The organism is Neobacillus niacini (assembly GCF_019749295.1).
GTDB lineage: Bacteria > Bacillota > Bacilli > Bacillales > Cytobacillaceae > Neobacillus > Neobacillus niacini_D.
Window position 1 is genome coordinate 1 of record NZ_JACWFG010000029.1, and the last position, 26846, is coordinate 26846.

The window sequence follows — 26846 nt, forward strand, 5'->3', positions numbered from 1 at the left end:
TACTGTTTGTTTAGTTTTCAAAGAGCAATTATATAAATAAAATTGGAGCGGGTGATGAGAATCGAACTCACAACATCAGCTTGGAAGGCTGAGGTTTTACCACTAAACTACACCCGCATATAAAATTTTGAATGGTCGGGAAGACAGGATTCGAACCTGCGACCCCTTGGTCCCAAACCAAGTGCTCTGCCAAGCTGAGCTACTTCCCGTATATATGGCGCGCCCGAAAGGAGTCGAACCCATAACCTTCTGATCCGTAGTCAGACACTCTATCCAATTGAGCTACGGGCGCAAACTTTCAAAGTCAACTTTTATATTGTACCAAACTAGATTTGAAATGTCAACATCTTTTTTTGGTGCGGCCGAGAGGACTTGAACCTCCACGGGGTTGCCCCCACTAGGCCCTCAACCTAGCGCGTCTGCCATTCCGCCACGACCGCATATGTTTTAGCGACATTTACTATCATATCAGATTATCAACCATTTTTCAAGAGTCAATAATTGATTGGTGCGGGTGAAGGGAGTCGAACCCCCACGCCTTGCGGCGCCAGATCCTAAGTCTGGTGCGTCTGCCAATTCCGCCACACCCGCATTATAAGAAAGATTATTTGCTTGTGCAAAAAATCTTAATGAGCCATGAAGGACTCGAACCTTCGACCCTCTGATTAAAAGTCAGATGCTCTACCAACTGAGCTAATGGCTCTTGGCTGGGCTAGCTGGATTTGAACCAACGCATGTCGCAGTCAAAGTGCGATGCCTTACCGCTTGGCTATAGCCCAATATTACAAATCCCATTTTTTAGAAAATGGCGGTCCGGACGGGACTCGAACCCGCGACCTCCTGCGTGACAGGCAGGCATTCTAACCAACTGAACTACCGGACCAAATGATGTTTTAAATAAGAAACAGGAAATGAGCTATAATCATCTCCCGTCCCTGATGACCCCTACGGGATTCGAACCCGTGTTACCTCCGTGAAAGGGAGGTGTCTTAACCACTTGACCAAGGGGCCAGATTTTTTATGGCGGAGAAGGAGGGATTTGAACCCTCGCGCCGGTTACCCGACCTACACCCTTAGCAGGGGCGCCTCTTCAGCCTCTTGAGTACTTCCCCATAAAAAATGGCTCCGCAGGTAGGACTCGAACCTACGACCGATCGGTTAACAGCCGATAGCTCTACCACTGAGCTACTGCGGAATAAGATAATGTATTTCAATCAGACAAGCACTATTACCTTGTCGACTCTTTACATTATAATGACGATGTATTATAAAGTCAATACGATTTTCCGATAAAATAATATGCAAATTATTTCCTCATTCACCTTGCAGTTCCATTACCTTTTTTAGTTTCCCCCTGCACTTCCCACACACGTATCGATCTATATTAATGCTTCGTTTTCTTTTATATCGCTGATGGCATTTTGTGCATTCATAAAGGAGGATTTTATTAGAGGTGCGTTTCTTAGGTTTTTCAAGAAGAGGACTGCAAAATCTCGGTGCTCCTACTTTTTTTAAGAGCATTTTAAAATCTGGATCACGGTGCTGATATCCTTTTCCTTCTATATGAAGATGGTAATGACAGAGTTCATGTTTTATTATTCCTATTAACTCGTTTAATCCCAGTTGATCTAAGTACTTTTTATTGATATCGATATTGTGAGTCCCGAGAAGATATCTTCCTCCCGTTGAGCGCAGTCTGCTATTAAAGGAGGCTTTATGCCTAAAAGGCTTTCCAAAAGATTCAATTGAGACTTTTTCAACTAATTTTTGTAGTTCTTTATCCTCCATTTAGCTTCCCTCCTTTTTAAAGCGAACGTGACAACCTATTATAGCATATATTGTATATACCTATAATGATCTACTTTTCGGGAGGTTAGTCTATGCCTACTTGGTTTCAAAACCAAATGAAAAGAGCTTTTTATGAGAAAGACCGATATCAAATTAAATTGTTAAATCAGTGCTGGTTTTTTTACAGAAAGAAACATATTTCATAAAGAGAATTAGGGTCTTTTCAATTATGAGTGATCGCTTTTTATTCTTTTTTCTGTTTTCGGTCACTCATACTCACTATGAGTGACCATTTTCTCTTCTTTTTGCTGTTTTTGGTCACTCATAACACCTATGAGTGACCGCTATCCCGGCTTTCTGCTGTTTTCGAGCTCTCATACTCACTATGAGTGACCATTCTCTACATCCTTACCGTTCTCTAGGATCTCAGACCTTCCCTCTCTATTATCAAGCACAAAAAAGACCAACTTTAAAAAGTTGGTCAAAAAGCATTCTCTTACTTAGATGGAGCCAGCATAGTTAAAGCTACTCTGCCCTTTTTCATATCAACTGAATCTACCCAAACGGTTACTACATCACCCACAGATACAATATCTAATGGATGTTTTACAAAACGATTACTTAGCTTAGATATATGAACAAGGCCGTCCTGCTTCACTCCAATATCCACAAATGCACCAAAATCAACTACGTTCCTAACGGTACCTTGGAGTTCCATTCCTGCACTTAGATCTTCTAATTTGAGAACATCCTTCTTCAATAGAGGACGAGGCAAGTCATCACGAGGATCACGCTCTGGTCTTACTAGCGCATCGATAATATCTTTTAACGTCAGCTCCCCAATCTCTAGTTCAGCAGACACCGTCCTTAGATCAAGTCCACTTAACGCATCCCGTAATTGTGCGGTTCCTAAATCCTTAGCCGAAAAGCCTAGGCTGGATAATAGTTTCTTCACTTCATCATAGTTCTCTGGGTGAATTCCAGTCCGGTCTAACGGCTGCTTTCCATCCAATACTCTCAAGAATCCAATTGCTTGTTCATAGGTTTTCGCTCCTAGACGAGGGACTTTCTTTAATTGCACCCTGCTCGTAAATTTACCTTCTTCTTCCCTTTTCTTCACAATGTTGTGTGCGGCCGTTTTCGTTAGCCCTGCAACATATTGCAGCAGAGAGGCTGAAGCTGTATTTACATTAACACCTACTCGGTTTACCGCTGTTTCAACAACAAAATGCAGCGATTCGGATAGACGTTTTTGGGTAACATCATGTTGGTATTGACCAACACCGACTGATTTTGGATCTATTTTAACCAGCTCAGCCAGCGGATCTTGTAATCTTCTAGCGATTGAAACCGCACTTCTTTCCTCAACTTGAAAATCAGGGAATTCTTCTCTCGCTATATCAGACGCCGAGTACACACTCGCACCCGCCTCATTAACAATCAAATAAAAGATTTCCTCTTCCATTTCTTTAAGGATATCTGCAACGAATTGTTCCGTTTCCCTCGAAGCGGTTCCGTTCCCAATGGCAGCCATCTCTACTTTATAGTCACGGAGAATTCGAATAAACTTTTCTTTTGCTTCCTTTGTCTTTGATACGGGCGGATGCGGATAGATTACATCTATCTTTAATACCTTTCCTGTTTCATCCACTACAGCAAGCTTACAGCCTGTCCGATAAGCTGGATCCACACCAATGACCACTTTTCCTTTTAATGGCGGCTGCAAAAGTAAGTTTCGCAGATTTTCTGAAAAGATATGAATCGCCTGTTCTTCACCTTTATCATTTAGTTCACTTCGAATTTCCCTTTCGATCGAGGGTTGGATCAGACGCTTATAGCTATCTTCTATTGCCTCGATAACGAGGGGTGCTGCAGGCGAGTGCTGGGCACGTATCCATTTTCTCGATAAGTAAGAAAGAATGATGTCATTATTCATCTTAATGGATACCCTTAAGATATCTTCTTTTTCGCCGCGGTTTAGAGCAAGAATTCGATGAGGGACGATTTTATTTACTGGTTCCTCATATTCATAGTACATTTCATATACCTTTTTCTCGTCCTTATCAGCATCTTTTACTGTGGACTCTACCTTACCGGACTTAAAGGTTTCATTTCGAATCCATTTCCGCCCCTCAGCATCATCGGAGATCATTTCAGCAATAATATCCTTCGCGCCAGCAATAGCGTCTTCAACAGTAAGGACTTCTTTTTCATCTGATATAAACTCCCTAGCCTTATCCTCAATGGGTGTCATCGGAAAAGTTAACAGCCATTCAGCTAAGGGCTCCAGCCCCTTCTCCTTCGCAACTGTAGCTTTTGTACGTCGCTTTTGTTTATATGGCCGATATAAATCTTCAACCTCTTGAAGCTTTTCTGCTTTTGTTATTTTATGTGTAAGCTCATCCGTTAATTTACCCTGTTCTGCAATGGTTCGAAGTACTTCTTCCTTCCTTTGCTCTAGGTTTTGTATGTATTGCCAGCGATCCTGAATATTTTTTATTTGAACTTCATCGAGCGCCCCCGTCATTTCTTTACGGTAGCGGGCAATAAATGGCACCGTGTTGCCCTCATTCAATAACGAGATCACACTCTTTACCTGTTTATGAGATATGGTCAACTCTGCAGCTACTTTTCCAAGAAGCTGTTCATCTTTTACAACTGTATCATTCACAACACAAACCTCCATTCCTATTACCATATTGTATCAAATTACCACAATCGATTCATTACAAGAGCTATTTCTTTCTCTCAATAAAAAAATAGCAAGCTAATTAGCTTGCTAAAAGGCAGAAACAAATATGAGGTTTAAAGCATACGTATAAAAAAACGCTCTTTCTTAAAAAGAGCGTGCATTTAATACTAAAATTCGATGAGACCTATACTTACTCGCAAGGCTTCATCCACTTTTTCCATCATTTCGTCATCGAGATGGGTTATTTTATCGGTTAACCGCTGTTTATCAATTGTACGAATCTGTTCTAAAAGTATGACTGAATCTCGTTCAAAACCGTAGCGCTTCGCATCAATTTCTACATGAGTGGGAAGCTTCGCTTTTTGAATTTGAGCTGTAATCGCTGCAACAATAACTGTGGGACTAAACCGATTCCCGATGTCGTTTTGAATGACAAGTACAGGACGGACGCCGCCTTGTTCAGAACCAACAACTGGGGATAGGTCCGCGAAATATACGTCACCACGCTTGACAATCAAGGGATTACCCTCCGCTTACAAGACGTTCAACTGTGTGCTCTGCCTCAAATTCTGCTTGAAATGCTTCTGATGCAATCGATAAATTGATCATTGCCATTTCCATGTATCCACGTCTCATGGATTCGCGAATTTGTCTCTTTTTTCGTTCGCGTAAATACATTTTAGTTGCTTGATAAATAAACTCGCTCCGGTTAACGTTTTCTAATTTCACAAAACCATCTAACTCGGTTAAAAGATGTTGCGGTAATTTTACTAAGATTTCCGTAGTTGCGCCGGATTCAGACACAAACATACACCTCCACCATCACTACACACCATTTTTTCTATCTACCATATTTAATAATACCACTTAATGCCCATCATGCATAGACTAATTATAATACTTCTGTATTATAGGCCAAACAAACTACCTTTTATGCACAAATTTCCGCATTATCATAAATATGTCTCAATTTAATTAATAGCCCAATTATTCATGAAGAAGATAGTTTTTTAATACAACAATTTTCCCGCCTTGTTTATATAGACGGGGCACCCTTGTTGAGATAATACAAGGCACTTCATAATTAATGGTTTCTAGCTTTTGAGCAATTTCATTAACAGAAATAAATTCCTCATTTTCACTGCCAATTAAAGTAACGGTTGTTCCAACTGCAACTTCATGTGGTAATTTTACCATACATTGATCCATACAAATCCTGCCAACAATTGGCACCCTTTTTCCCTCAACCAATACTTCCTGCCCTTGAAGCCTGCGAATCCAGCCATCCGCATATCCAATTGGAATGGTTCCAATCCACTCCTCGGCCTCAGCCTCGTAAGTAGCACCATAGCTGACTTTATCACCTTTATTAAGCTTTTTCACATGGACAAGCCGCGAACGGAGCGAAAAAGCCTCTTTTAGAGGAAAAGGAATCTCATGTTCAATTTCTGGCGAGGGTGTTAACCCGTACATCGCTATCCCAAGACGAACAGCATTAAAATTAGCTTTTGGGAAACGTAAAGCCGCAGCACTATTGCTGCAATGGATATATTTTGGCTGCTCCACTAAAACCGTAAGTAAATCATGAAATAAGTCTATTTGTTGATTTAAGTAGGTCTGATCCACTTCATCTGCTGTTGCAAAGTGCGTAAAGATACCTTCAATTTCAAGCCGTTCATCACTAGAAATCATATGTTCAACCGCCGCTAACTCTTCCTTTGTGCGTATTCCAATCCTGCCCATTCCAGTATCGAGCTTAATATGCACCGGAAGAACCTTATCCTTTGGAAGATACGATTGGGCGGCTTTAATCCATTCAATCTGAAATACTGTTATAGTGATGTCAAACTTGAGAGCCAGCTCCACATCCTCTGGACGTGTAGCCCCTAGGACTAGAATAGGTGCCTTTATCCCCTTATTCCGAAGGGCAATGGCTTCATCCATAAATGCTACTGCTAAATAGGTTGCTCCGGCTTTAAGTGCACTCTCTGCCACCTTAACGTCTCCATGACCGTAAGCATTTGCCTTTACGACAGCAATAATCTCCACTTTGGGAGGCAAAAGTTTTTTGACAGAAGCAACATTTGAGAGAATGTAATCCAAATCAACCTCTGCCCATGTATCTCTATAAAAATAGCCCTGCTCTGACATTATTCCACTTCCTAATTACTTAAAATAACATTTTATTCGATTATATTTTCCATTATTGATTATCAAACTTGTTGTTGCTGATGTCAAATTAAAAAAACAGGCCCCATTTAAGAGCCTGTTCGATTACTATTTATTTTTCGACATCTCCTTGGACTGTTCTTGCAATTTCAACTAGTTCTTTTTCTGTTAAGTCATTCGATGCGATCATGTAGTCTACACCATCGACAGTCCAAGTAATAGAACCTTCGGAAACAGCACCAATGGTAAAGCCTAGATCAACCAAATCCCCATCCACATAGGTCGGCGACGAAGATGCTTCTTTTACCGTTACCTTTTCCTGTACAATCGTGAAGGACTTTTCACCCTCGTAGGTTAGGACGACACGTTTCCCATCCTCTAGTTTCACTTCTTTTTCATCCACTAACTTCGAACCAAGATCAGCAGTTGGATATTTAACCGAAAATGCTTCATCCTTACTATCGGCCATTACTGGCAAGTTAAGATCAGCACGCGTCATATTCTTTTTCATATCAAAATCACTATCATCAAAGCTGGCATTAAATTTAACCTTAGAAAACTCTACTGTTACAAGAGCATTTCGATCTGGATCCATCACCTTCACCGTTGCCGGCGATAAATCCTCTTTATTTAGTTTAATTTCTTGGATTGGCAGCATACTATTGTTTTGATAGCGTGTTTTTGTTTCAAAAACATAATGTTCCTTCGTAGCAGTGAATTTAGATTCTTTGTCTTCCACAATGTCTTTGATTAACGATTCATATAAATAGGCCTGACTGCTATTTTGCGGCCAATCACTTTGGAACTTGAAGCTCTTTTTAAGGGCAGGGGTTAAGACAAAAACACCTTCATTATTGCGTAAAATCATCTGGCTTTGATCCTTTTCTGCATTTTTTAAATTGACGCGGTAGAATGTTGGATCCTTATGCCAAATTTCAACGTTGTACACTTGTGAATCAGTACCCATTTTTAACGTCATTTTCGCGTCTACTTTATAGCCCGTTAAATCATTAAGTTTTCCATTTAACTCTTCCACCACATCATCTTTTGACTTAGAGCCACAGGCAGCAAGTAGAAAGATGACCATTAACCCCGTAATAACAAGCAAAAACCTTTTCTTCAAATCCTTCAACCCCTTCTTGTCTCATTTTCATATGAATATAAAGAAGACTTGTCTCTCCCATTTCCCTATGAATATATGAGACAACCTTTTGGAATATGATAAAAGGATTGAAAGAATTCCATGTGAATGTCTTGAATTCGTTTTTTACAATTCTTCAATAATAACCTGAGCGACAGCATACTCTCTACTATGTGAGATTGAAATAAACCCTATAATTTCGGGCTTAGCTATAAAAGGCTTTCCTAAATGATCTGTGTCTATTTCTATATCTAGAAAGGATAATTCCTTGCCAATTCCCGTTCCAACAGCCTTAGAATAGGCTTCTTTCGCAGCAAACCGTCCTGCTAGAAATTCAACCTTTCTTCGTTCAGGGAGTTGTTCAAACGTTTGTTTTTCATTTTCAGTTAATATACGATCCACTAATTTCTTTTGCCTAGTAACAATCTCTTCAATTCTGGAAAGTTCAATAATATCAATTCCAATCCCTTTAATCATGCTCTAAATCCCTTCTATTTAAAGATAGCAATGCATAATAGTACTACAAGACCAGAATTCGGTCTATTATTATAAGTAAAGAATATTCAGGGGGTTTTTATGTTTACGAGAACAGAGAGTTTTCGCGAATTTATCCGCTTTTATCCAGTTGTTTCTATTATTATTGCCATTCATCTCCTATTATATCTTTTGACTGCCTTGCCTATTTTCCCGAACTTCTGGTTTAAAGCCACTTTTTCAGGGGTTAACCTCTATATTAAAGAGGGTGAGTACTGGAGACTTGTTACAGCTATTTTTATGCACGGCGGGTTTACTCATGTCTTATTTAACAGCTTCTCCCTTGTCCTTTTTGGACCAGCACTTGAGAGGATGCTAGGTAAAGGTAAATTCATTCTTGTCTACTTAGTTTCTGGCATTCTTGCTAATGTAGCAACTTTACTTCTTGAACCATTAACCTATGTACATGTCGGATCAAGTGGAGCTATCTTTGGTTTATTTGGTTATTATATAAGTATTATTCTCTTCCGCAAGCATATGCTCTCACAGCAAAATTCGCAAGTTATCCTAATTATTTGTGCACTTAGCTTGATTATGACCTTCATACAGCCCAATATTAATATCACTGCCCATATTTTCGGGTTATTAGGCGGTCTATTACTAGGAGCCATTTCTTATAATAAAAAGAGGGATTGAGCCAATATTTCTGGTTCAATCCCTTTTATTGTCATCCCTCGAAAACCAAGAGTAAACATCCTTCACATCATTTTTGTCCATATCTATTACGCGTCCGCCGGCTCCACCGAAACCAACCTTCACAAATGCTTCCAGGGAACCCAAGCCCTTTCTTTTTTGAAAATAACTCTCTTTTACTTCTAGACTTTGAATTTTATTTTTCTTAATAAATACAGTAGACCTGACGATGGTTCGAAAACGAAGATTTAACTGCTGCTCCGCCAATTTCCATCCTGCATCCTTATATTTCAAAACACCCCAAAATGTACACCAAGCCAGCAGGAGCAATGAAAGCATTCCCCATGTCTTTAGGAAGAAAATAGATGCTGCAACGATAGGAACAATAATGATCCAGCTTCGAAAAACATAGCGGATCAACGCTCTTTTAGGTACAGGGTTAAAATTGGTTTTGAGTTGATATTCCGTAAGATGCGGCCCTAAGATTTCTTCAATTGCTTGTAACTTTATAAGAGGCAGGAGCATTACCTTTGAACCTTCCTGATTACTAGCTGAACCACCAGCACTTTCAACCATAACACTTGCATAACCAAGCCATTGACGAACGATATTCTCATTAATTCTAATCGCCTGAATGCGAGTTAATGGAATAGTAATCTGCCTTTTTTCTAATAGTCCTTGAGAAATAATCAAATCACGTTCTGTTTTAATGACATTGAAATTTGCATATTTCAACATAGTTCCAATAAGAGCAATAATCCAAGCAACAACGAATCCTCCAAAAACAAACAGGATGATCATTATCAGATTACTAACGTCCCATTGTTCGACTCCTCGAAATAATCTTTCATAAGGAATTAAATCATCCAGCTGAGAAAAAAAAGCCAAAACAGCCGATATAACTACCCCTACTCCGCCTGAGGTTAGCGACAGTACAATTAACTGCGGCTGAGTGATCGTATAGATAGGTTCATTAGTACTTTCCGCAACGGATTCAACAGTTTGCGTAGGGCTTTTAGCAGCCCTTACATATTCTTGTATAATGCGTGCTTCGTCTTTAGAGATAGCTGAAAGAACTGCTTCTGCTTCATCCGTCCCGCTTCCTCCCGCAGTTTCAATCTTGACCTTCACCATCCCGCATAACCGCTGAAGAATCCCTTCTGATATATCCAAACTTTGAATACGCTCCAAAGGAATGTAACGTTTCTTGCGGACAAAAACCCCATACTCTATTCGAAGCTCATTCTGCTCTAACCTGTATGTATATCGAAGCCAGGAAAGAATACTTGTCAAAACGATGGCAATGATAGCTACAGCGATAACTCCAAAAAGCACCAACCTGCCTCCGTCTCCTTTATTCCAAATAAAGAATAATGCGATAAAGCTGAAAATCAAATCCTTAAACCTTTTACCAATTGTCAACACGATCACAATCGGATGAAGTCTTTTCGGTTCAAACATCTTCATCCGCCACCCTTGCTAAATTGGAAATGAAGTGCCTTAAACTTTCAGCCTCACTCTCTTCTAATGCAGGAATTTCATGTGAAGTTGCAGCTGTATTAACAATGACCGAAGCTAATTGATATCTTCGTAAAATAGGTCCCTGCACCGTATCAACATGCTGAACACGAACCATTGGGATTAATGTCCGCTTTACGATGAAAATCCCTTCCTGAAGTTCAATTTCTTCATCTCTTACATCATAACGCCATCGCTTCCATTTTAGTGATGGCAGTAAAAAAATGAATAAGTAAGTAGAAATAAGTTCCATTCCAATTAATAATACTGAAATCCAAAATGGACCATTAAAAATATGTAAAAAGAAGATCGCCGCACCTGCTAAGATCCAGCTTATCGCAATCGTTATTGCACCTGAGATTTTCCATACTGTTAATGCTCTTCTTGATATTCGTCTTTTAGGCTCAAGTAACATAATTCTCCTCCCCATCCCTATGCCTTCTCTTAAGTATACAATGTAATCAGGAAGGATACATCCAAGTTATTCCACAACAAAGCTTGATTGGTCCACAATCTTAATTTCTTGCCTGCCTTGCAAATCCTCCATCAATTTAAAAAGAGCAGCGTCCTTTTGCTTAGCTTCTATCATACAGTGTATCTCTGGAACACTTCCCTTAATTTTATGAAGGAATTCCAAAAACATTTCTGGGTCAACATAATCTGCATGTGCCCTATATTCCTTTTCCGAGCGAGGACTCGATATATGCATTTTCACAGGAAGGGGGGATGTCTTCCAAGTATTTACGATCCGTTCCCAATCCTCCTGCCACTCCACCTCTTCATGATTGGCCAAATGATGGTGATAATCAAACACCATCGGAATTCCTAGCTTTTCACAAAGATAAAGTGTTTCTTTCACGGTAAACGTTGTATCATCATTTTCAAGCATAATCATGGTTTGAATGGAAGGAGGGATATAACCCCAATTGTGAATAAACTGTTCAAGTGCCTTTTCCTTATCATCGTAGCCTCCTCCTGTATGAAGTACACAACGATGTTCACTATCAATATCCATTCCATTAAGTAATTTCTTATGCATAACAAGTGTTTTTAATGCATTCGAAAGAATATCCTTGTTCGGTGTATTGAGCACAACAAAATGATCCGGGTGAAAATCAACCCGCATTGGGTGCTCTTTAAGATAATCACCAATCTCTTTTAATGATTCTTTCAGCGGCTTTATATAATCCCAATCAGGTAGTTCCTCATGATTGGCTAGTGGAATTAGACGGGAGCTTAATCGAAAAAAATGAATCTGATTTCCCGCATTATGCTTTAATAACCTTAAACAATTATTTATATTTGATACCGCTATCCGCTCAAGCTTTCGAATAGCCGCTTCTCGATCTTTTATCTTGCTAAATTGTGCAAACGTCATGGTTTGTGAAGGCGAAGCATTTTGAAGCTCTACACTCATTGCAACATACCCAAGTTTAACAATCATCACAATCACTCCTAACAAGCTGTTACCATTAATGTTCCCATTAACCACTCGAAAAAATAAAAAAGAGAGCATTGGACTGTGTCCATGCTCTCAAAAGTGTATTATCTGTTGAAGCTTCTTGGTTTTGGTTTTCCAGATGCGCGCTTTTCACCTGTTCTTGGTTTAGCAGGTGACTTTTTACGGTCGCGGTCTCCGCCGCGTGAAGAATTGTATCCGCCTCTGTTGTCATCTCTTCTTCTGCGGTCACGATCTTGCGGCTTTCTGTCTCTCTTAGAATGAAGCGGTGCTTCTTCTGTTAACTTAACAGGAGTTGTATCTGGTTCCTTTGTTAACATTTTCAACACAGCTGCAATGACAGTTGAAGCATCATTCTCTTCAAGTAATTCGTTGGCAGCTCTCTTATAATACTGAAGGTTATTTCCTTCGATTGTTTGCACGATTTTGTCCACAACTGCACGTTGTTGACCTTCTAATGCTTCATCTAGAGTAGGAGCAGTCATTCTCTCCATCTTATGTCTAGTTGTTCTTTCCAAAATGGTTAGGTAAGACTTCTCACGTGGTGTGATGAAGGTTAATGCCATACCTGACTTACCAGCACGACCTGTACGGCCGATACGGTGTACATAGCTTTCTGGATCCTGTGGAATATCAAAGTTGTAAACATGTGTTACACCTGAAATATCCAGACCCCTTGCAGCTACGTCCGTCGCTACTAGAACATCAATGGTACCTTCTTTAAACTTACGAAGGACTTGAATACGCTTTGCCTGTGTTAAGTCACCATGAATACCTTCAGCAGTATAGCCTCTTAGCGTTAATGCCTCAGATAATTCATCCACACGGCGTTTTGTACGTCCAAAAATAATCGCCAATTCTGGAGACTGAATATCAAGGAGTCTTGTTAACACGTCAAATTTATTTTTTTCCATTACCTCTAGGTAATATTGTTCAATCGCAGGAACGGTCATTTCCTTCGTTTTAACACGAACGATTTGAGGATCCTTCATAAACTTCTCAGCCATTCTTTGAATTGGTCCTGGCATTGTAGCTGAGAAAAGCAAAGTTTGGCGTTCTGCCGGTGTTGCTGCAAGAATAGATTCAATATCCTCAATGAATCCCATATTAAGCATTTCATCCGCTTCGTCAAGAATAACAGTATTTACTGTATCAAGACGCATAGTTTTTCTGTTGATATGGTCTAATACACGTCCAGGTGTTCCAACAATAATATGTGGGAATTTTTTTAGTGAACGGATTTGACGGCTGATATCCTGTCCGCCGTATATGGATAAAACACGAACTCGCTTTCCAGAACCGATTTTATATAGCTCTTCCGATACTTGAATCGCAAGCTCACGTGTAGGAGCAATAATGATTCCTTGAATCGCGTCCTTGCTTACATCAATTTTTTCAACCAAAGGAATACCAAATGCAGCTGTTTTACCAGTTCCTGTTTGTGCCTGCCCAATTAAATCCTTACCAGCTAAGCCCATTGGAATTGTTTCTGACTGAATTGGTGTAGCTTCCTCAAAACCCATTTTAAGGACAGCTTGTAAAGTTGCCTGACTTAGGCCTAAATCTTCAAACTTTGTCAATGTTTTCATTCTCCTTCATTTATATAAAAATTTAATCTATATGCGTTAATGCTTTGATTCGCATCAAAATGCCGTAATTAGGTAACATCTTTATTTTACCAAAAAAAAGACATCCCTCCAAAGGAGTATGCCCTATTTTACTCGTTCTTTAGACACGTTGCTGATAATCATAACACTTTTACAAACTTATTGCAATTAATGCGGTTTTTTTACGGTTCCCATATCAGCCATTACCGCTCCATCAAAAAGTCATACACCTGGGAAAATAGGGCCTCTTTTTCCTCACAGTGACAAATATGATGGCTGGAATCCTTTATATACGTAAGCCTCTTTGTTTTTGCACTAATGGTACGGTATAAGTATTCTGCACTTTTAGGAGGGACGATTCCATCACATTCCCCCTGTGCAATCAGCGTTGGCACTTCTACCTGGGGGAGAAGTGGTTTGATATAAGATACGAGCCTGCGAAATTGTAAAGTCGCTTTTATGGGAGTTGCTTTTATTTTTCTTTTATAGCGCTGAAAAAATTCATTACTTTCTAAGTTTCCTTTTAATGAATCCATAATCATTGATTTAATTTCATTTGCCATTTGTTTAGGGTTTAGGTAATAAGCTGCTGCACTGAGTAGTACAAGCTTGTCCACTGGATACTTTGCAGCTAAAAGGCTTGCGATCATACCGCCCATGGAAAAACCTATCACATAGACATGATCACATGTCTCAATTAATTTCTTTAGTTCTGCTTCTGCATGTTCAATCCACTGTTGATAATGGACACCTTTTAAAGAAAGATTTTCACCATGGCCAGGAAGAGTCGGGACACTGAATATCCAATCTGTATGCTTCGTTAAATACTCAGCAAGCGGCTCAACTTCATATGGTGCACCGGTAAAGCCATGAATACATAAACAGCCAATCATGTTCTCTCCACCTGCTTTACTTTTAAAGAATATTTTTCTTTATTGTTCCAATAACAGCATTTAGCATACGGTTTTATTCTTGGTTATTAATTGTTACTTTTTTGTAATGCCGTTACAATTTCCTCTAATTTCATTCCCCTTGAGGCCTTAACAAGGACCAATGAATCATTCGTTACTTGCTGTTCTAACTTTTTAATTAGCTCATCCTTATCCATAAAGGAAAAAACCTTCTCTGTCCCTAAAACGGAACGTGCACCCTCAGCAATGCGTTCTGCTAACTTTCCAAAAGTAAATACCAAATCAATCTTCTCTGGGTTCAATCCCTCACCAATTTGCTGATGGTATTGTTCTTCCTGAGGTCCTAATTCAAGCATATCTCCCAGTACTAGAATGATTTTTTTATAACCCCTAAGGTTAGAAACTAATTCAATCGCTGCCATCATCGAGGTAGGGCTTGCATTATAGGCGTCATTGATAATTTTTTCACCATGGACACCTTCAACAAGCTCCATTCTCATATTGGTAAGTTTAACCTTTGTTAATCCCTCATTCATTTTATTGAAGGGCACATCAAAGTAATGAGCAATAATCATTGCCGCCAGCGCATTTAATATATTATGATTCCCTAACACAGGAAGTTCGAAACTTTCCGAAGAAACATTGATTTTAAACTTGTTACCTTGTTCTAACTGTGTGATTTCTGAAGGGAAAAAGTCATTCCTGTCATTTCTTCCAAATGTTTGAACATTAACATTCCCTTTATATTTATTAATACGTTCCATTAATAGCGGCTCATCGCCATGCAGGACGGCCAACCCACCTTCTTTTAGGCCTTGTAATATCTCAAGCTTAGCTTCAGCGATTCCTTCTCTTGACCCAAGATCAAGAAGATGGGATTCTCCGATATTGGTAATCACAACTGCATCCGGTGAAGCAAGTTTTGTAAGGAATTCAATTTCCCCTCTTCCACTCATTCCCATTTCTAAAACAGCTATTTCAGTATCCTTCTCCAAACCTAACACCGTCAAAGGAAGACCAATATGGTTATTGTAATTCCCCTCTGTTTTTTGGACCTTATAGGTCGTGGCTAGAATAGAGGCTGTCATATCCTTTGTTGTCGTTTTTCCGTTACTCCCGGTAATTCCTACCACTTTTACAGCTAACTGTTTACGATATTCTCTCGCTAACTCCTGCAGTGCTGCTAAGCAATCTTCAACGATTACGATTGGCAAATGAGTCGGCGGATTAGGCACATCACTTTGCCACAGTGCTGCAGCTGCACCCTTTTTTAGAGAATCCTCTACGTACTTATGACCATCGGAGTTCTCACCTTTAAAAGGAATAAACAAGTTCCCCTTCTCAATTTTTCTAGAATCAATGGATACGCCATTGATTTCCACATCTGCGAACGAGGTTATGTCATTTTTAATAGTTATCATTTCTGATACCTGCTTTAAGGTTCTTTTTATCATCTCAAACCTCCTATTGTGTGTTTTTAAATAAAGACACGGCACCCTGCCGTGTCATTTTTAGAAAGTGTATTTTATCTTTTGTTTTTGGGCATGCCGTTCTTTTGCAAGGTTAACTAGAGATTCTATTAATTGTGGATATTCAACACCTGTATGCTTCCATAACAGCGGGAACATGCTGAAAGGTGTGAAACCAGGCATCGTATTTACCTCATTAATTAACGCCTTGCCGTCTTTCGTTAGGAAGAAGTCAGCACGAACTAGTCCTGAGCAATCCAATGCTTTAAAGGCTTGAATGGCCATTTCTTTAATTTGTTGATACTCTTCTGCAGAAATCTCCGCCGGAATAATTAATGCAGTATCACCATCTTCATATTTCGCCTTATAATCATAAAAATCCTTCTTCGGAACTATTTCACCCGCTACTGAACATTTTGGTTCATCGTTCCCAAGGATTGCTACTTCGATTTCACGGGCTATAACACCTTCTTCAATAATCACTTTACGGTCAAATTGAAATGCCTCTGCAAATGCCGCTTCCAGCTCTGTACGGTTTGTACATTTACTGATTCCTACACTTGAACCGAGATTAGCAGGCTTTACAAAACAAGGGTAACCTAGTTTCTCTTCTACCTTTGTATAAGCAGACTCCTTCGCCTTTTCCCACTCCGTTTTTATAAAAGCAACATAATCTACCTGCGCTAGTCCTGCTTGAGCAAACACATTTTTCATCATTACCTTATCCATGCCAGCTGCAGAAGCTAAAACCCCATTACCTACATATGGAAGATTTAAGAGCTCAAGTAACCCTTGTACCGTCCCATCTTCACCATTTGGTCCATGAAGCAGCGGGAAAATGACATCCAAAGGTTCGTTATTCTGCTGGTCACCTTTTTGAAAGATTGATGGTGCCAAGGATAAAGGAGTTAATTGATTTTCATTTGAAAATTCTAATGCCTTAACGTTCTCTACAGGTGCATTAAGCTGTGGTCCTTTTATCCATTGACCTTCTACATTTATGTAAATCGGATGAATTTCGTACTTTTTAAGATCAAGCGCTTTTATTACCGCAAGAGCCGTTTGTAATGATACTTTATGTTCAGCGGATTTACCTCCGTACAATAAACCAATTTTTGTTTTCATACTTAACCTCCATTTTCGCATCTCACGATTTTATTTTATCACTTTTATTATTTTATGAAACCTATAGCTTGGTTAAAAACTCCCTATTGTTACGAACACAAACAAAATCTCTCCAGTGAAATGGAGAGATTAGATTACGGTAAGCTTCCATTCTTTTGTTTTTTTATCAAAGATGATTTTGGCATGGCAGTTTTCACCTAAAATTTGTTCATACTCCTCGTACATATCATCCATAGAAGCAAAATCACCGATCACCCAGATAGGGATTTCCAGCCTGTTTCGCTGATGATCTATATCTCGTAGAGAAATACAGATACCCTCCTTAATAAAAGGGGTTAATGATAGGAGAATTTCCTTATTTATCGGTGGATAGTTACGTTTTTTCCTGATCCCAAGAAGAGACTTTTCAAGCTTTAGCTCACCTAATTTGATAGAAAGTGCATGACTTAATAGATGAAAAAAATCCTTAAAACTTCGATAATATGTTTTATTAAAGAAACCATCATCATGTGCTAAATAAACAAAACGATTCCCCAGCTTATTATAAAAGGGGAGTTTCAGGTGCTGTTTTTGATGCCCCAAATATAATAATTCCGCTATTTCCTGTCCTGTCAGTTCATTTAATCCTTCTTCTTCAACAAAGTCAATCCAGCAAAAATCACCGTATCCATATATATCATCATCCGCTAGTTTATTAATTCTTTCTTCCGGACAATATTCGAGAAGAGTATGCATGTTAATGTCTCCGTCTTCAAAACGATGCTTTAATAATAGCAAATGATTCAATGATCCCGAAAAAGCAGCAGCAAATTCATTGAATTCAATACCGTAAGATAGTACATACTGATCATTTTGATTTAAGTGGACATAGACGAGATCCCGTATGTCTTGATGATGCTTTTTCAAAGCCAAACTCCTCCGATCAGGAAAAAATAAAATCTATAATATGAGTTAGAAGGTACTCCATATAAATACTCACCAATATTAACCAATCTCTAATCATTTTATCATTAATAGTCCAAATAGCTTATTTCAATTCTTTTACATTTCCAAAGGTATTTGTGATACTTTTGAAACAGTCAGCTTGATTATTTTCTAAATAACACATACTATTTTTAAACTCCTGCCTAGTATTTACTGCAGTATTGTCAACGAATCATTTTTTGACATACTTGTATAGGGAGATAAAACGCACCGTTAGAAAGGAGCGTGTGAAATGATTAAAGACATGACTCAAGATGAAATTACTCTCCATATTATTAAGTTATTAAAAGAAAACAAAAAGACTGAATTTATCACGATCCTCGAGGAGTTACAGCCATATGACACAGCAAAAATATACGAGGATTTGCCTGAAAAGCATAAACTTCGTTTTCTTTTATTCTTAAATTTTGACGTTCTAGCTGACTTGATGCAAGAGCTGGAAAAGGACGAGCAGCTGGAAGTATTAAATAAGCTTGGGATTGAGAAATCCAGTAAAGTCCTTGATTTAATGGACAATGATGACCTGGCTTTACTATTGGATGAACTCTCACCAGAGAAAAAAGAATCGCTTCTCTCAGGGATGAAACTAGAAGAGTCAAAAGCGGTTACTGATATCATGAATTATCCACCCGAAACGGCAGGAAGAATAATGACCAATCGTTTTGTTTGGATTCGAAGTTATTATAGTGTAAGAGAAGCAGTGGATAAATTAAAAACGTTTGCTGAATTTGCTGAATCCATTAACTACCTTTACGTCGTTGATGAAGCAAGAAAGCTGGTTGGCGTTGTTTCTTATCGAGACCTGTTGTTAGCCGATCTCAATCAAAAAATCAATAGTATAATGTATGAACGAGTAATCTCCGTTTCTGTTAACACAGACCAAGAAATTGTAGCACGTATGACGGAACGATACGATTTTCTCGCCATACCTGTGGTGGATGAGAATAATATGCTCGTCGGTATTGTAACTGTCGATGACATCATAGATGTTGTCATTAGGGAGGCAAATGAGGATATTGAAAAGTTATCAGCCTCCGGGAAATCTATCGACTTTGATACAAAAACATTTGTTGCCGCTGCAAGAAGGCTTCCATGGCTTATTTTACTTTTATTTATCGGACTCATATCCGGGAGTATTATCAGCAGTTTTGAAAATACATTGAATCAGGTAGTCGCCGTTGCCTTTTTCATGCCGATGATTGCTGGCATGACCGGGAACACTGGAACTCAATCACTAGCTGTTGTTGTAAGAGGTCTAATTTCTCATGATATTGATAAAGGTGTCATCTTTCGCTTAATTGCCCGTGAACTGGGTGTTGGAGTGACCATTGGGATTACTTGTGCCATTCTTATTTCAATCATCGCTTACATTTGGCAGGGAAGCTTTATCTTAGGTGCAGTAGTGGGTGTTTCACTATTTTTCACACTCATAATTGGCACCCTGGCAGGAACCATTATTCCACTGATTTTATTCCGCTTAAATATTGACCCTGCAGTCGCTTCTGGACCGCTCATCACGACCATTAATGATATATTTTCACTTCTCACATACTTTGGTATTGCGACAATGTTCCTGAATTATCTTCTGTAAACACGGTTTTAGACCGTGTTTTGCTTTTTTTGAAACCTATTCCTTAACTAATTCGTCATAATAGTTAACTTGTTGTAATAAATTTCCTAAATATATTGTTACCATATCTTTTCTTTGTTAGCATATCACTATACAAACAGATAAAAATTGGGTGGGCATATGGACAATTTCACAAAAAAAGTGGATCGCTTTGATTGGACGTTAACATTAATTTTGTTTCTTTTTTTCCTGGTTAGCTGCGTAGGAATTTATAGTGCACAAAGTGCAGGACAATATGAAGAAAACTTCCTAGTCAAACAAACATTTTGGTATGTAGTAGGCGCGGCCATCATTTCCATTACAATCCTTTTCGATGGCTATCAATACAGGCGGCTTTCCTGGTATTTGTATGGATTTGGACTTGTTTTACTTATCGTCATTCTTGTTGCTCCTGAAAGTATTGCACCAATTAGAAACGGAGCGAAAAGCTGGTTTATTACTCCTCTTGGTTCCATTCAGCCTTCAGAATTTGTAAAGACTTTTCTAATCTTAGCTCTTAGCTCTGTCGCGGCCAAGCATCAGGAAAAGTACCTTAAAAAAACATTTAAAAGAGACTTTTGGTTATTGCTTAAATTAGGTATCACCACCTTTGTTCCTATCTTCTTTATTATGAAACAAAATGATTTGGGTACTTCCCTCGTCTTATTATCGATTTTAGTGGGATTTATTTTAGTCTCGGGGATTACTTGGAAGATCATTTTTCCTATCTTTACTTCCGGAGCATCACTAGGAGCTTTTATTATTTATTTGGTTGTGCAGAGACCAGATATATTAGAAAAGTATTTACATGTCCAGCAATACAAATTTAACCGTATTTATGCCTGGCTCGACCCATTTAATCATTCCAGCAGTTCGGGCTATCACCTGTTAAAGTCATTGAGTGCCATTGGATCAGGGCTTATAACCGGAAAAGGCTTTGGAAATCGGGAAGTATATATTCCTGAAGGGCATACGGACTTTATCTTCAGTGTGATTGGTGAAGAATATGGTTTTGTAGGCGGCAGTATTGTCATTGGCCTTTTCTTTCTATTAATATATCATTTAATAAAAACTGCCTTAGATACGAATGATCCCTTTAATACATATGTGTGTACAGGAATTATTTCTATGCTTACTTTTCATGTCTTCCAAAATGTTGGAATGACCATCCAGGTACTTCCGATTACGGGAATCCCCTTACCCTTCATCAGCTATGGAGGCAGTTCGTTAATGGGGAATATGTTTGCAATGGGTATTGTCTACAGCATCCGATTTCATCACCGCAACTACATGTTCACATCCTCAAAGTCGCTCAGCAGTTAATCGAGAAGCAGCGGATCTTCCGCTGTTTTTATTTCTTTATTGTCCAAACTGTTATAAACTAATAAAAGTGAAAAACATTTACAAAAGTGAAGGTGAACTATGAAGGAATTTATTTTTTCTGTATTAGAGTTCTTATCCGAATTAGGTTACTTTGGTATTGCACTGGGTTTAATGATAGAGGTTATTCCAAGTGAAATAGTCTTAGGATATGGCGGTTATATGATTTCAGAGGGAATCCTTGGCTACCCTGGTGCAATCATAGCTGGTACTATTGGCGGAACCTTTGCACAGTTATTCCTGTATTGGGCTGGTTATTACGGGGGCCGTCCATTTTTAGAAAAGTACGGTAAGTATGTCTTTATTAAAAAGAAACAAATTGACCTGTCTGAACTATGGTTTAGAAAATATGGAGTAGGAGTCATTTTCTTTGCCCGATTTATTCCAGTTGTCAGGCATGCTATATCCATTCCAGCGGGAATCGCTAAAATGTCAGCAGCAAAGTTTACGCTGTATACCGTAGCAGCTGTAATTCCATGGACCATTCTATTCCTTTATTTAGGACATCAACTTGGTGATAATTGGTCACATATAAAGGAATATGCAGCGCAATATACATTACCAATTTTAATTGGGGCCATTATACTTGGTGTCATCTACTACCTAATAAAGAAAACTAAAAAAACAACCACTGATTAATCCTATCAGTGGTTGTTTTCCATTTATAACATAATACTTGTTATGGAAGCAGTTAACAAACTTACTAACGTTGCACCGTAAAGTAATTTAAGTCCAAACTTAGCTACTTGGTTTCCTTTAGCTTCATTCAGTCCTTTTACGGCCCCTGTAATAATTCCAATGGATGAGAAGTTTGCAAACGATACTAAGAATACGGAGATAATCCCAACTGTTCTGCTCGATAGTGAATCTGATATTTCGCCTAAATCCATCATTGCGACAAACTCATTGGATAGTAATTTAGTAGCCATAATGGTACCGGCTTCAACCATATCTGCAGCAGGTATTCCCACGATAAAGGCAAGCGGTGAAAATACATATCCTAGAACGGTTTGGAAGCTGACTCCGAAGATAGCATCAAATACATGATTTATCATACTAATTAATGCAACAAAGCCTATTAGCATGGCTCCAACAATGATAGCAACTTTAAATCCATCCATGATATATTCGCCTAGGACTTCGAAGAAGGTTTGTTTTTCTCCCTCTTGAACATCTATAATATCTTCCTCTGCTGAAACCTCGTAAGGATTAATGATATTAGCAACCATGAATCCGCCAAATAAATTTAGAACCAATGCGGTTATAACATATTTCGGATCAATCATCGTCATATATGCACCTAAAATGGAGGCGGATACAGTCGACATTGCAGACGTACATAATGTATAAAGACGGTGTTCAGGTATATACGGCAGCTGTTTTTTTACAGAAATAAACACCTCTGATTGACCAAAAACCGCTGATGCAACGGCATTATACGATTCCAGCTTTCCTAAACCATTTATCTTACTTAACACAATACCAAGATATCGAATGATAAAAGGCAGAACCTTAATATATTGTGCAATACCAATTAATACAGAAATAAAGACAATTGGCAGGAGGACATTTATAAAGAATGGCCCTGCGCCTTCATTCGCCATCCCTCCGAAAACAAAGTTTATTCCCTCTGCAGCGTAGCTTAAAAGATGGTCGAACAAACTAGAGACAGCTGTAATAATCACAAATCCAACTTCCGTATTCAGGAGCAAGAAAGCAAATATAAGCTGTAATACAAGCATAGTGACAAGCGGTTTAACCTTAATTCTCTTCTTATTGTTACTGACGATATAGGCTAACAAAAAGATGACAAGTAATGAAGCCAAAAATAGAACAAATTTCAAAGTATTTTTCTCTCCTATTCGTGATGTCCTTAACTAAGAAATCAGAAAACACCATTTATTTCGACAAATATCGACACTGATTCAATCACAAAAATGAGTATAATGGTAACGGTTACTAGTGTCAATCGAATATAAGATAGTAGTAAAATTCAGGTTATTCACTTTTTATTATTCCATTCAATGCCTTTCTTACTCTTTTGCAAAAAAAAATACCACCTAAAAGGTGGCAGTTTAAATTCTATTTAACCTTAGCGCCTTCAATTACACGTTTCATTGCTTGAATGTGGCCCAAATGTAAATTCTCATGAAAAAGAGCAAAATTAACAAGTTCCCCAAAGGTTCCTTGACCAAGAAACGGCTCCTTCAATTTCACATTGAGTTTATCAGCTGGAATTTCTTTCAATCTTGTCAATTGTTCTTTTAATTGACTAGATAAGACTGAAATAGCAGGAACATCCCCCTGCCAGTCTGCAGGCTTCGTCCCTCTAGCGAATAATTCCATATAGTTTGCTGGTAAATGGCTCGACTTTTTCGGAAAACCAAATACCAGGCTTTCGGTCGTGGTTAGAACGTGGCCAATATGCCAAAGAATGTTGTTATTAAAACCTCCAGGCTGTATGTTAGCAAGATCCTCCTGAATACCATCCACATGCTTAATAAAAAAACTTCTGGTTAGCTCTATATTACTAAATAAGAGTTGACTCATTCTGCCTTCCTCCCTTTTTCCCTATTACATTTCTTCTGGGGCTTCAATTCCTAATAATCTCAGACCTTCTTTTAGAACAACTGTCACGGAATACACAAGAGCTAATCGTGCTTGCTGCTCATCACCAGCTTCTAGAATTTTCACCTCGCCATAATATTTATTGAAGGCTTGTGCAAGGTCCACAATATATTTAGCAATTTGGGATGGATCAAACTGTTCATATGCTCTCTTAATCGCAATTGTAAACTCCGCAAGCAAACTAACAACCTTCCATTCTTTTTCCCAGGATAGTGATGATGTTTGCACAGTATCTTCTATTTTCCAGTTTGCTTTTCGTAAAATGGAACACGCCCTTGCATAAGTATATTGGACATACGGGCCGGTTTCTCCTTCAAAACGCAGCATTTCTTCCAATGAAAATTCTATATCATTCATTCTAAAGTTCTTTAAGTCATGGAACATGACAGCCCCTACCCCGACCTGTTTGGCTACAGCATCTTTATTTGCAAGATTAGGATTTTTTTCTTCTATATTGAGTCTAGCCATGGAGATCGATTCACTAAGAACTTCTTCTAATAAGACAACCTTCCCTTTTCTGGTCGACATTTTCTTTCCTTCTTTAAGCATCATTCCAAATGGGATGTGAATCATATTCTTTGCCCAAGAATAGCCCAGCTTTCCCAGCACAGAAATCAACTGTTTAAAATGGAGGCTTTGTTCATTTCCGACAACATACAGAGACAAATCAAAGTCATAGTTTTCCTTCCGGTACAGCGCCGCTGCCAAATCTCGTGTTGCATACAGAGTAGCCCCATCAGATTTTTTTATTAGACACGGAGGCAATCCTTCATCTGTCAGCTCTACCACTTGAGCCTGGTCAGATTCTACTAACAATTGATTTTCTTCTAAAAGCTCTACAACCCGGTCCATTTTATCATTATAAAAAGCTTCCCCTGCAAATGAATCAAATTGAACATTCATCAACTCATATATACGTGAAAACTCTTTTAAGGATTCATCGCGGAACCATTGCCATAGAGCTAATGCCTCCTCATTCCCATCTTCCAGCCTTTTAAACCAGCTTCTCCCCTGTTCAACAAGTTCAGGGTCATTTTCCGCCTCATCGTGGAACTTAACATAAAGGGTTAATAACTCCTTGATCGGGTTTTGTTTAACTCTCTCTTCTTCTCCCCAAAGCTTATAGGCAGTAATTAATTTTCCAAACTGAGTTCCCCAGTCACCTATATGGTTGATTCTAATTGGCTTATACCCGCACTTTTCTACAATGAATGCCAAAGAGTTACCAATGACCGTAGAACGCAAATGACCCATCGAGAACGGTTTTGCAATATTTGGCGAGGATAGGTCAATGGTGACATTGCGATTATTTCCAAAGTCTAGAGCACCATAGTTCTCCTTTAACTCAATAATGGCAGCAACAGTATCCTCCGATACTAACTTTTTATTTAGGAAAATATTCAAATAGGCACCCACCACTTCAACCTTTTCGAAAGTTGATGATTGAATACTCCCGCTTAACTCTTGAGCGATAAGATTCGGCGATTTTCGCTTTACCTTAGCTAAAGCGAAACATGGAAAGGCTAGATCACCGTGAAGTGGATTCTTCGGCTTTTCAATGAGCATTTCAAGTTCCTTCACCTGTATTTCATGTCCTAGTACTTCATATAAAACCTCTGCAAGCTCCTGTTTATATTTCATTATCGTAGACCTCCTATTTCTCTCTATGTCCAGCTTCAGCGCCTAGGTGCTCTCAGGTCATAAGCCAATCCGTCAAGAAGGTCAAAGAGCAACCTTCTCGCCTGCTCGTTTTATGCCTGTCGCCCCTGCCCAAGGCGCTTCAGCTTTTCGTTTAAAAAACAAAAAACTCCCGTCTCTATACGAAGAGACGAGAGTTAACTCGCGGTACCACTCTACTTGTTCACAGAAGAACCAGCTTATCTTGTTAACGGAGAATTTCTCCGGTCTGCCCTATTTTCTTCAGGCAAACATCTCAAAAGTGCGCTTCATTCCCTGTTTCGTATCAGGCTCCCACCACCCCTGAATCGCTTTACACTCCGCAGAAAACTACTCTCTTTTTCATTGATTTTATCTCACTTGATTTGTAGTTATTATACTGGATAAATAAGGTTTTAGCCAGTCATTGATGTTTATTTTTACAAATGGGTCATCCTAAACCTAAGGAGGGATTTTACCATGGCAAGAAGAAATAAAATTCTCGTTCCAGAGGCTAGAAATGGATTAGACGCTTTAAAGGCAAAGGTTGTACAGGCGCAGAATCCAGAGAATGCAAAGTTTGAGGCTGCCCAAGAGGTTGGTGTTCCTTTGAATAAAGGCTACAATGGCCAGCTTACTTCCCAAGAAGCGGGTAAGGTCGGGGGCAGACTTGGCGGCAGTATGGTCCGCGAGCTTGTGAAAATGGCACAGGAAAATATGGCTAAGAATAGATAAGCAGTGGGATTGCCCACTGCTTACTTATGAACCGGTTGAACGGTAATGCCTTACTCCAAATTGCCATACAAGGAAACAAGGAAGAATAAAGAGGCTCCCCGCAATGGGCGTCAGCATATAAAGCAGGTCATTCCCGTTTGTTTTACCTAGAATAAACAGCAGCGGCAGGTAATTAACCGTTCCAAACGGTATAACATAGGTGAATATTCGGGCTACCCACTTTTGGTAAATATTCAATGGATATTGAGCCATTTCTCTTCCGCCATCTGTAAAGATATTTGCGACCTCAAGACCCTGGACCGTCCAAAAGCACATTGTCGCTGCAAGCATATAAATGCCTGTGAAGATTAACACCCCGCTGGTAATCATAAAAAACAGAGTCACAATCTTAAGTAAGCTCCATTCAATGGGAAGATTATTTAAAGCCCATAGTAGAACAATAGCACTTTGAGCCAGCCTTCCAATTCGAGTAAATTCAAATTTCGATCCCAATACTTGAAGGAAAGTACTTCGCGGCCGCACAAGAACGCGATCAAAATCTCCCTTGATAATCAAACTGGAAAAAGTGTCAAATCCCCGTGCAAAACACTCACTTAACGAAAACGCCATGTGAATAATAGCAAAACAGAGGGCAACCTCAAAGAAATTCCACCCTTTTATCTGCCCAAATCGTTCAAACAAAAAGTAGAGCCCTGCAAAAACTGAAAAAGGAATAAAGAATTGTCCAATTGATAATAGCCAAAACGAAGTTCGGTATTGCATTTGTGATTTAAATAAAATTAATAAATATTTAAAATAAAGATTCATA

25 protein-coding genes, 11 tRNA genes and 1 other annotated feature are annotated in these 26846 nt (G+C 38.9%); of the genes, 6 read left to right on the forward strand and 30 right to left on the reverse strand.

The window, feature by feature from the left end; genetic code table 11:
• Nucleotides 1–43 precede the first annotated feature (43 nt).
• From H0184_RS26050 to H0184_RS26105, 12 genes are all read right to left on the reverse strand, one after another.
• A tRNA-Gly gene (locus H0184_RS26050) sits at nt 44–117 on the reverse strand.
• A gap of 15 nt (nt 118–132) precedes the next feature.
• Nucleotides 133–209 (reverse strand) — tRNA-Pro (locus tag H0184_RS26055).
• Nucleotides 210–215: 6 nt separating this feature from the next.
• Nucleotides 216–292 (reverse strand) — tRNA-Arg (locus H0184_RS26060).
• Nucleotides 293–354: 62 nt separating this feature from the next.
• Nucleotides 355–440: transfer RNA gene (locus H0184_RS26065), tRNA-Leu, on the reverse strand.
• 66 nt (nt 441–506) lie between these two features.
• Nucleotides 507–591, reverse strand: a tRNA-Leu gene (locus tag H0184_RS26070).
• Between the two features lie 39 nt (nt 592–630).
• Nucleotides 631–703, reverse strand: a tRNA-Lys gene (locus H0184_RS26075).
• Nucleotide 704: 1 nt separating this feature from the next.
• Nucleotides 705–779, reverse strand: a tRNA-Gln gene (locus H0184_RS26080).
• Nucleotides 780–806: 27 nt separating this feature from the next.
• A tRNA-Asp gene (locus H0184_RS26085) sits at nt 807–883 on the reverse strand.
• 56 nt (nt 884–939) lie between these two features.
• Nucleotides 940–1011, reverse strand: a tRNA-Glu gene (locus tag H0184_RS26090).
• Nucleotides 1012–1021: 10 nt separating this feature from the next.
• Nucleotides 1022–1112, reverse strand: a tRNA-Ser gene (locus tag H0184_RS26095).
• Between the two features lie 8 nt (nt 1113–1120).
• Nucleotides 1121–1195: transfer RNA gene (locus H0184_RS26100), tRNA-Asn, on the reverse strand.
• A 119-nt stretch (nt 1196–1314) separates the two neighbouring features.
• Entirely contained in the window at nt 1315–1788 is a 474-nt protein-coding gene (locus tag H0184_RS26105) for a SprT family protein (RefSeq protein ID WP_221830480.1), read from the reverse strand.
• A 92-nt stretch (nt 1789–1880) separates the two neighbouring features.
• On the opposite strand from H0184_RS26105, the gene cmpA reads away from it, so the two are divergent.
• On the forward strand, nt 1881–1994 hold the full coding sequence (gene cmpA, locus H0184_RS26110) for a cortex morphogenetic protein CmpA (protein ID WP_095251326.1): 114 nt from the start codon (nt 1881–1883) through the stop codon (nt 1992–1994).
• 290 nt (nt 1995–2284) lie between these two features.
• Here the strand turns inward: cmpA and H0184_RS26115 are convergent, their stop codons facing one another.
• From H0184_RS26115 to acpS, 6 genes are all read right to left on the reverse strand, one after another.
• Nucleotides 2285–4459, reverse strand: a complete 2175-nt coding sequence (locus H0184_RS26115; protein WP_313771833.1) for a Tex family protein — start codon at nt 4457–4459, stop codon at nt 2285–2287.
• A gap of 188 nt (nt 4460–4647) precedes the next feature.
• Nucleotides 4648–4998 (reverse strand): type II toxin-antitoxin system PemK/MazF family toxin, encoded by a 351-nt coding sequence (locus H0184_RS26120; protein WP_034673264.1) that lies wholly within the window; start codon nt 4996–4998, stop codon nt 4648–4650.
• Between the two features lie 4 nt (nt 4999–5002).
• Nucleotides 5003–5284 (reverse strand): CopG family ribbon-helix-helix protein, encoded by a 282-nt coding sequence (locus H0184_RS26125; RefSeq protein ID WP_095251323.1) that lies wholly within the window; start codon nt 5282–5284, stop codon nt 5003–5005.
• Between the two features lie 183 nt (nt 5285–5467).
• Nucleotides 5468–6631, reverse strand: coding sequence for an alanine racemase (alr, locus tag H0184_RS26130; protein ID WP_221830481.1), 1164 nt, complete (start codon nt 6629–6631; stop codon nt 5468–5470).
• Between the two features lie 130 nt (nt 6632–6761).
• On the reverse strand, nt 6762–7772 hold the full coding sequence (locus tag H0184_RS26135) for a LolA family protein (protein ID WP_221830483.1): 1011 nt from the start codon (nt 7770–7772) through the stop codon (nt 6762–6764).
• 144 nt (nt 7773–7916) lie between these two features.
• On the reverse strand, nt 7917–8267 hold the full coding sequence (acpS, locus tag H0184_RS26140; RefSeq protein WP_221830487.1) for a holo-ACP synthase: 351 nt from the start codon (nt 8265–8267) through the stop codon (nt 7917–7919).
• Between the two features lie 99 nt (nt 8268–8366).
• Between acpS and H0184_RS26145 the strand changes: the two genes are divergently transcribed.
• Nucleotides 8367–8960: a rhomboid family intramembrane serine protease gene (locus H0184_RS26145; protein ID WP_221830489.1), complete on the forward strand. Its 594-nt coding sequence runs from the start codon at nt 8367–8369 to the stop codon at nt 8958–8960.
• A gap of 15 nt (nt 8961–8975) precedes the next feature.
• Here the strand turns inward: H0184_RS26145 and H0184_RS26150 are convergent, their stop codons facing one another.
• From H0184_RS26150 to H0184_RS26185, 8 genes are all read right to left on the reverse strand, one after another.
• The gene (locus tag H0184_RS26150; protein ID WP_221830506.1) at nt 8976–10418 is read right to left on the reverse strand and encodes a PH domain-containing protein; all 1443 of its coding nucleotides are present in this window, start codon (nt 10416–10418) and stop codon (nt 8976–8978) included.
• Nucleotides 10411–10890: a PH domain-containing protein gene (locus tag H0184_RS26155; RefSeq protein ID WP_221830516.1), complete on the reverse strand. Its 480-nt coding sequence runs from the start codon at nt 10888–10890 to the stop codon at nt 10411–10413. The genes H0184_RS26150 and H0184_RS26155 overlap by 8 nt, the downstream gene beginning before the upstream one ends.
• A gap of 66 nt (nt 10891–10956) precedes the next feature.
• On the reverse strand, nt 10957–11919 hold the full coding sequence (gene uvsE, locus H0184_RS26160) for a UV DNA damage repair endonuclease UvsE (protein WP_221830522.1): 963 nt from the start codon (nt 11917–11919) through the stop codon (nt 10957–10959).
• Between the two features lie 101 nt (nt 11920–12020).
• Entirely contained in the window at nt 12021–13514 is a 1494-nt protein-coding gene (locus H0184_RS26165; protein ID WP_313771834.1) for a DEAD/DEAH box helicase, read from the reverse strand.
• Nucleotides 13515–13744: 230 nt separating this feature from the next.
• Complete coding sequence (locus tag H0184_RS26170; protein ID WP_221830541.1) at nt 13745–14434, reverse strand: alpha/beta hydrolase; 690 nt, start codon at nt 14432–14434, stop codon at nt 13745–13747.
• An 86-nt stretch (nt 14435–14520) separates the two neighbouring features.
• Nucleotides 14521–15906, reverse strand: coding sequence for a UDP-N-acetylmuramoyl-tripeptide--D-alanyl-D-alanine ligase (locus tag H0184_RS26175; protein ID WP_221830545.1), 1386 nt, complete (start codon nt 15904–15906; stop codon nt 14521–14523).
• Between the two features lie 57 nt (nt 15907–15963).
• A complete protein-coding gene (locus tag H0184_RS26180; protein ID WP_221830547.1) occupies nt 15964–17046 on the reverse strand; it encodes a D-alanine--D-alanine ligase in 1083 nt (360 codons plus the stop codon).
• Nucleotides 17047–17175: 129 nt separating this feature from the next.
• The gene (locus H0184_RS26185; protein ID WP_221830549.1) at nt 17176–17952 is read right to left on the reverse strand and encodes a hypothetical protein; all 777 of its coding nucleotides are present in this window, start codon (nt 17950–17952) and stop codon (nt 17176–17178) included.
• A gap of 310 nt (nt 17953–18262) precedes the next feature.
• Between H0184_RS26185 and mgtE the strand changes: the two genes are divergently transcribed.
• The 3 genes from mgtE (at nt 18263) to uptA (ending at nt 21658) form a co-directional block, all read left to right on the forward strand.
• Nucleotides 18263–19621, forward strand: a complete 1359-nt coding sequence (gene mgtE, locus H0184_RS26190) for a magnesium transporter (protein ID WP_221830557.1) — start codon at nt 18263–18265, stop codon at nt 19619–19621.
• Between the two features lie 159 nt (nt 19622–19780).
• The gene (locus tag H0184_RS26195) at nt 19781–20962 is read left to right on the forward strand and encodes an FtsW/RodA/SpoVE family cell cycle protein (RefSeq protein ID WP_221830559.1); all 1182 of its coding nucleotides are present in this window, start codon (nt 19781–19783) and stop codon (nt 20960–20962) included.
• 99 nt (nt 20963–21061) lie between these two features.
• Nucleotides 21062–21658, forward strand: coding sequence for an undecaprenyl phosphate transporter UptA (uptA, locus tag H0184_RS26200; RefSeq protein ID WP_221830561.1), 597 nt, complete (start codon nt 21062–21064; stop codon nt 21656–21658).
• A gap of 23 nt (nt 21659–21681) precedes the next feature.
• Here the strand turns inward: uptA and H0184_RS26205 are convergent, their stop codons facing one another.
• From H0184_RS26205 to argS, 3 genes are all read right to left on the reverse strand, one after another.
• Nucleotides 21682–22863, reverse strand: coding sequence for a NupC/NupG family nucleoside CNT transporter (locus H0184_RS26205; RefSeq protein ID WP_221830563.1), 1182 nt, complete (start codon nt 22861–22863; stop codon nt 21682–21684).
• Nucleotides 22864–23101: 238 nt separating this feature from the next.
• Nucleotides 23102–23569: a DinB family protein gene (locus H0184_RS26210; RefSeq protein ID WP_221830565.1), complete on the reverse strand. Its 468-nt coding sequence runs from the start codon at nt 23567–23569 to the stop codon at nt 23102–23104.
• 24 nt (nt 23570–23593) lie between these two features.
• Nucleotides 23594–25288, reverse strand: a complete 1695-nt coding sequence (gene argS / locus H0184_RS26215; protein WP_221830567.1) for an arginine--tRNA ligase — start codon at nt 25286–25288, stop codon at nt 23594–23596.
• A gap of 180 nt (nt 25289–25468) precedes the next feature.
• Nucleotides 25469–25679, reverse strand: a binding site (T-box leader).
• A 104-nt stretch (nt 25680–25783) separates the two neighbouring features.
• Between argS and H0184_RS26220 the strand changes: the two genes are divergently transcribed.
• On the forward strand, nt 25784–26038 hold the full coding sequence (locus H0184_RS26220) for an alpha/beta-type small acid-soluble spore protein (protein ID WP_221830569.1): 255 nt from the start codon (nt 25784–25786) through the stop codon (nt 26036–26038).
• A gap of 24 nt (nt 26039–26062) precedes the next feature.
• Here H0184_RS26220 and H0184_RS26225 read toward each other — a convergent pair whose 3' ends face one another.
• On the reverse strand, nt 26063–26845 hold the full coding sequence (locus H0184_RS26225) for an ABC transporter permease (protein WP_221830575.1): 783 nt from the start codon (nt 26843–26845) through the stop codon (nt 26063–26065).
• Nucleotide 26846: the final 1 nt, after the last annotated feature.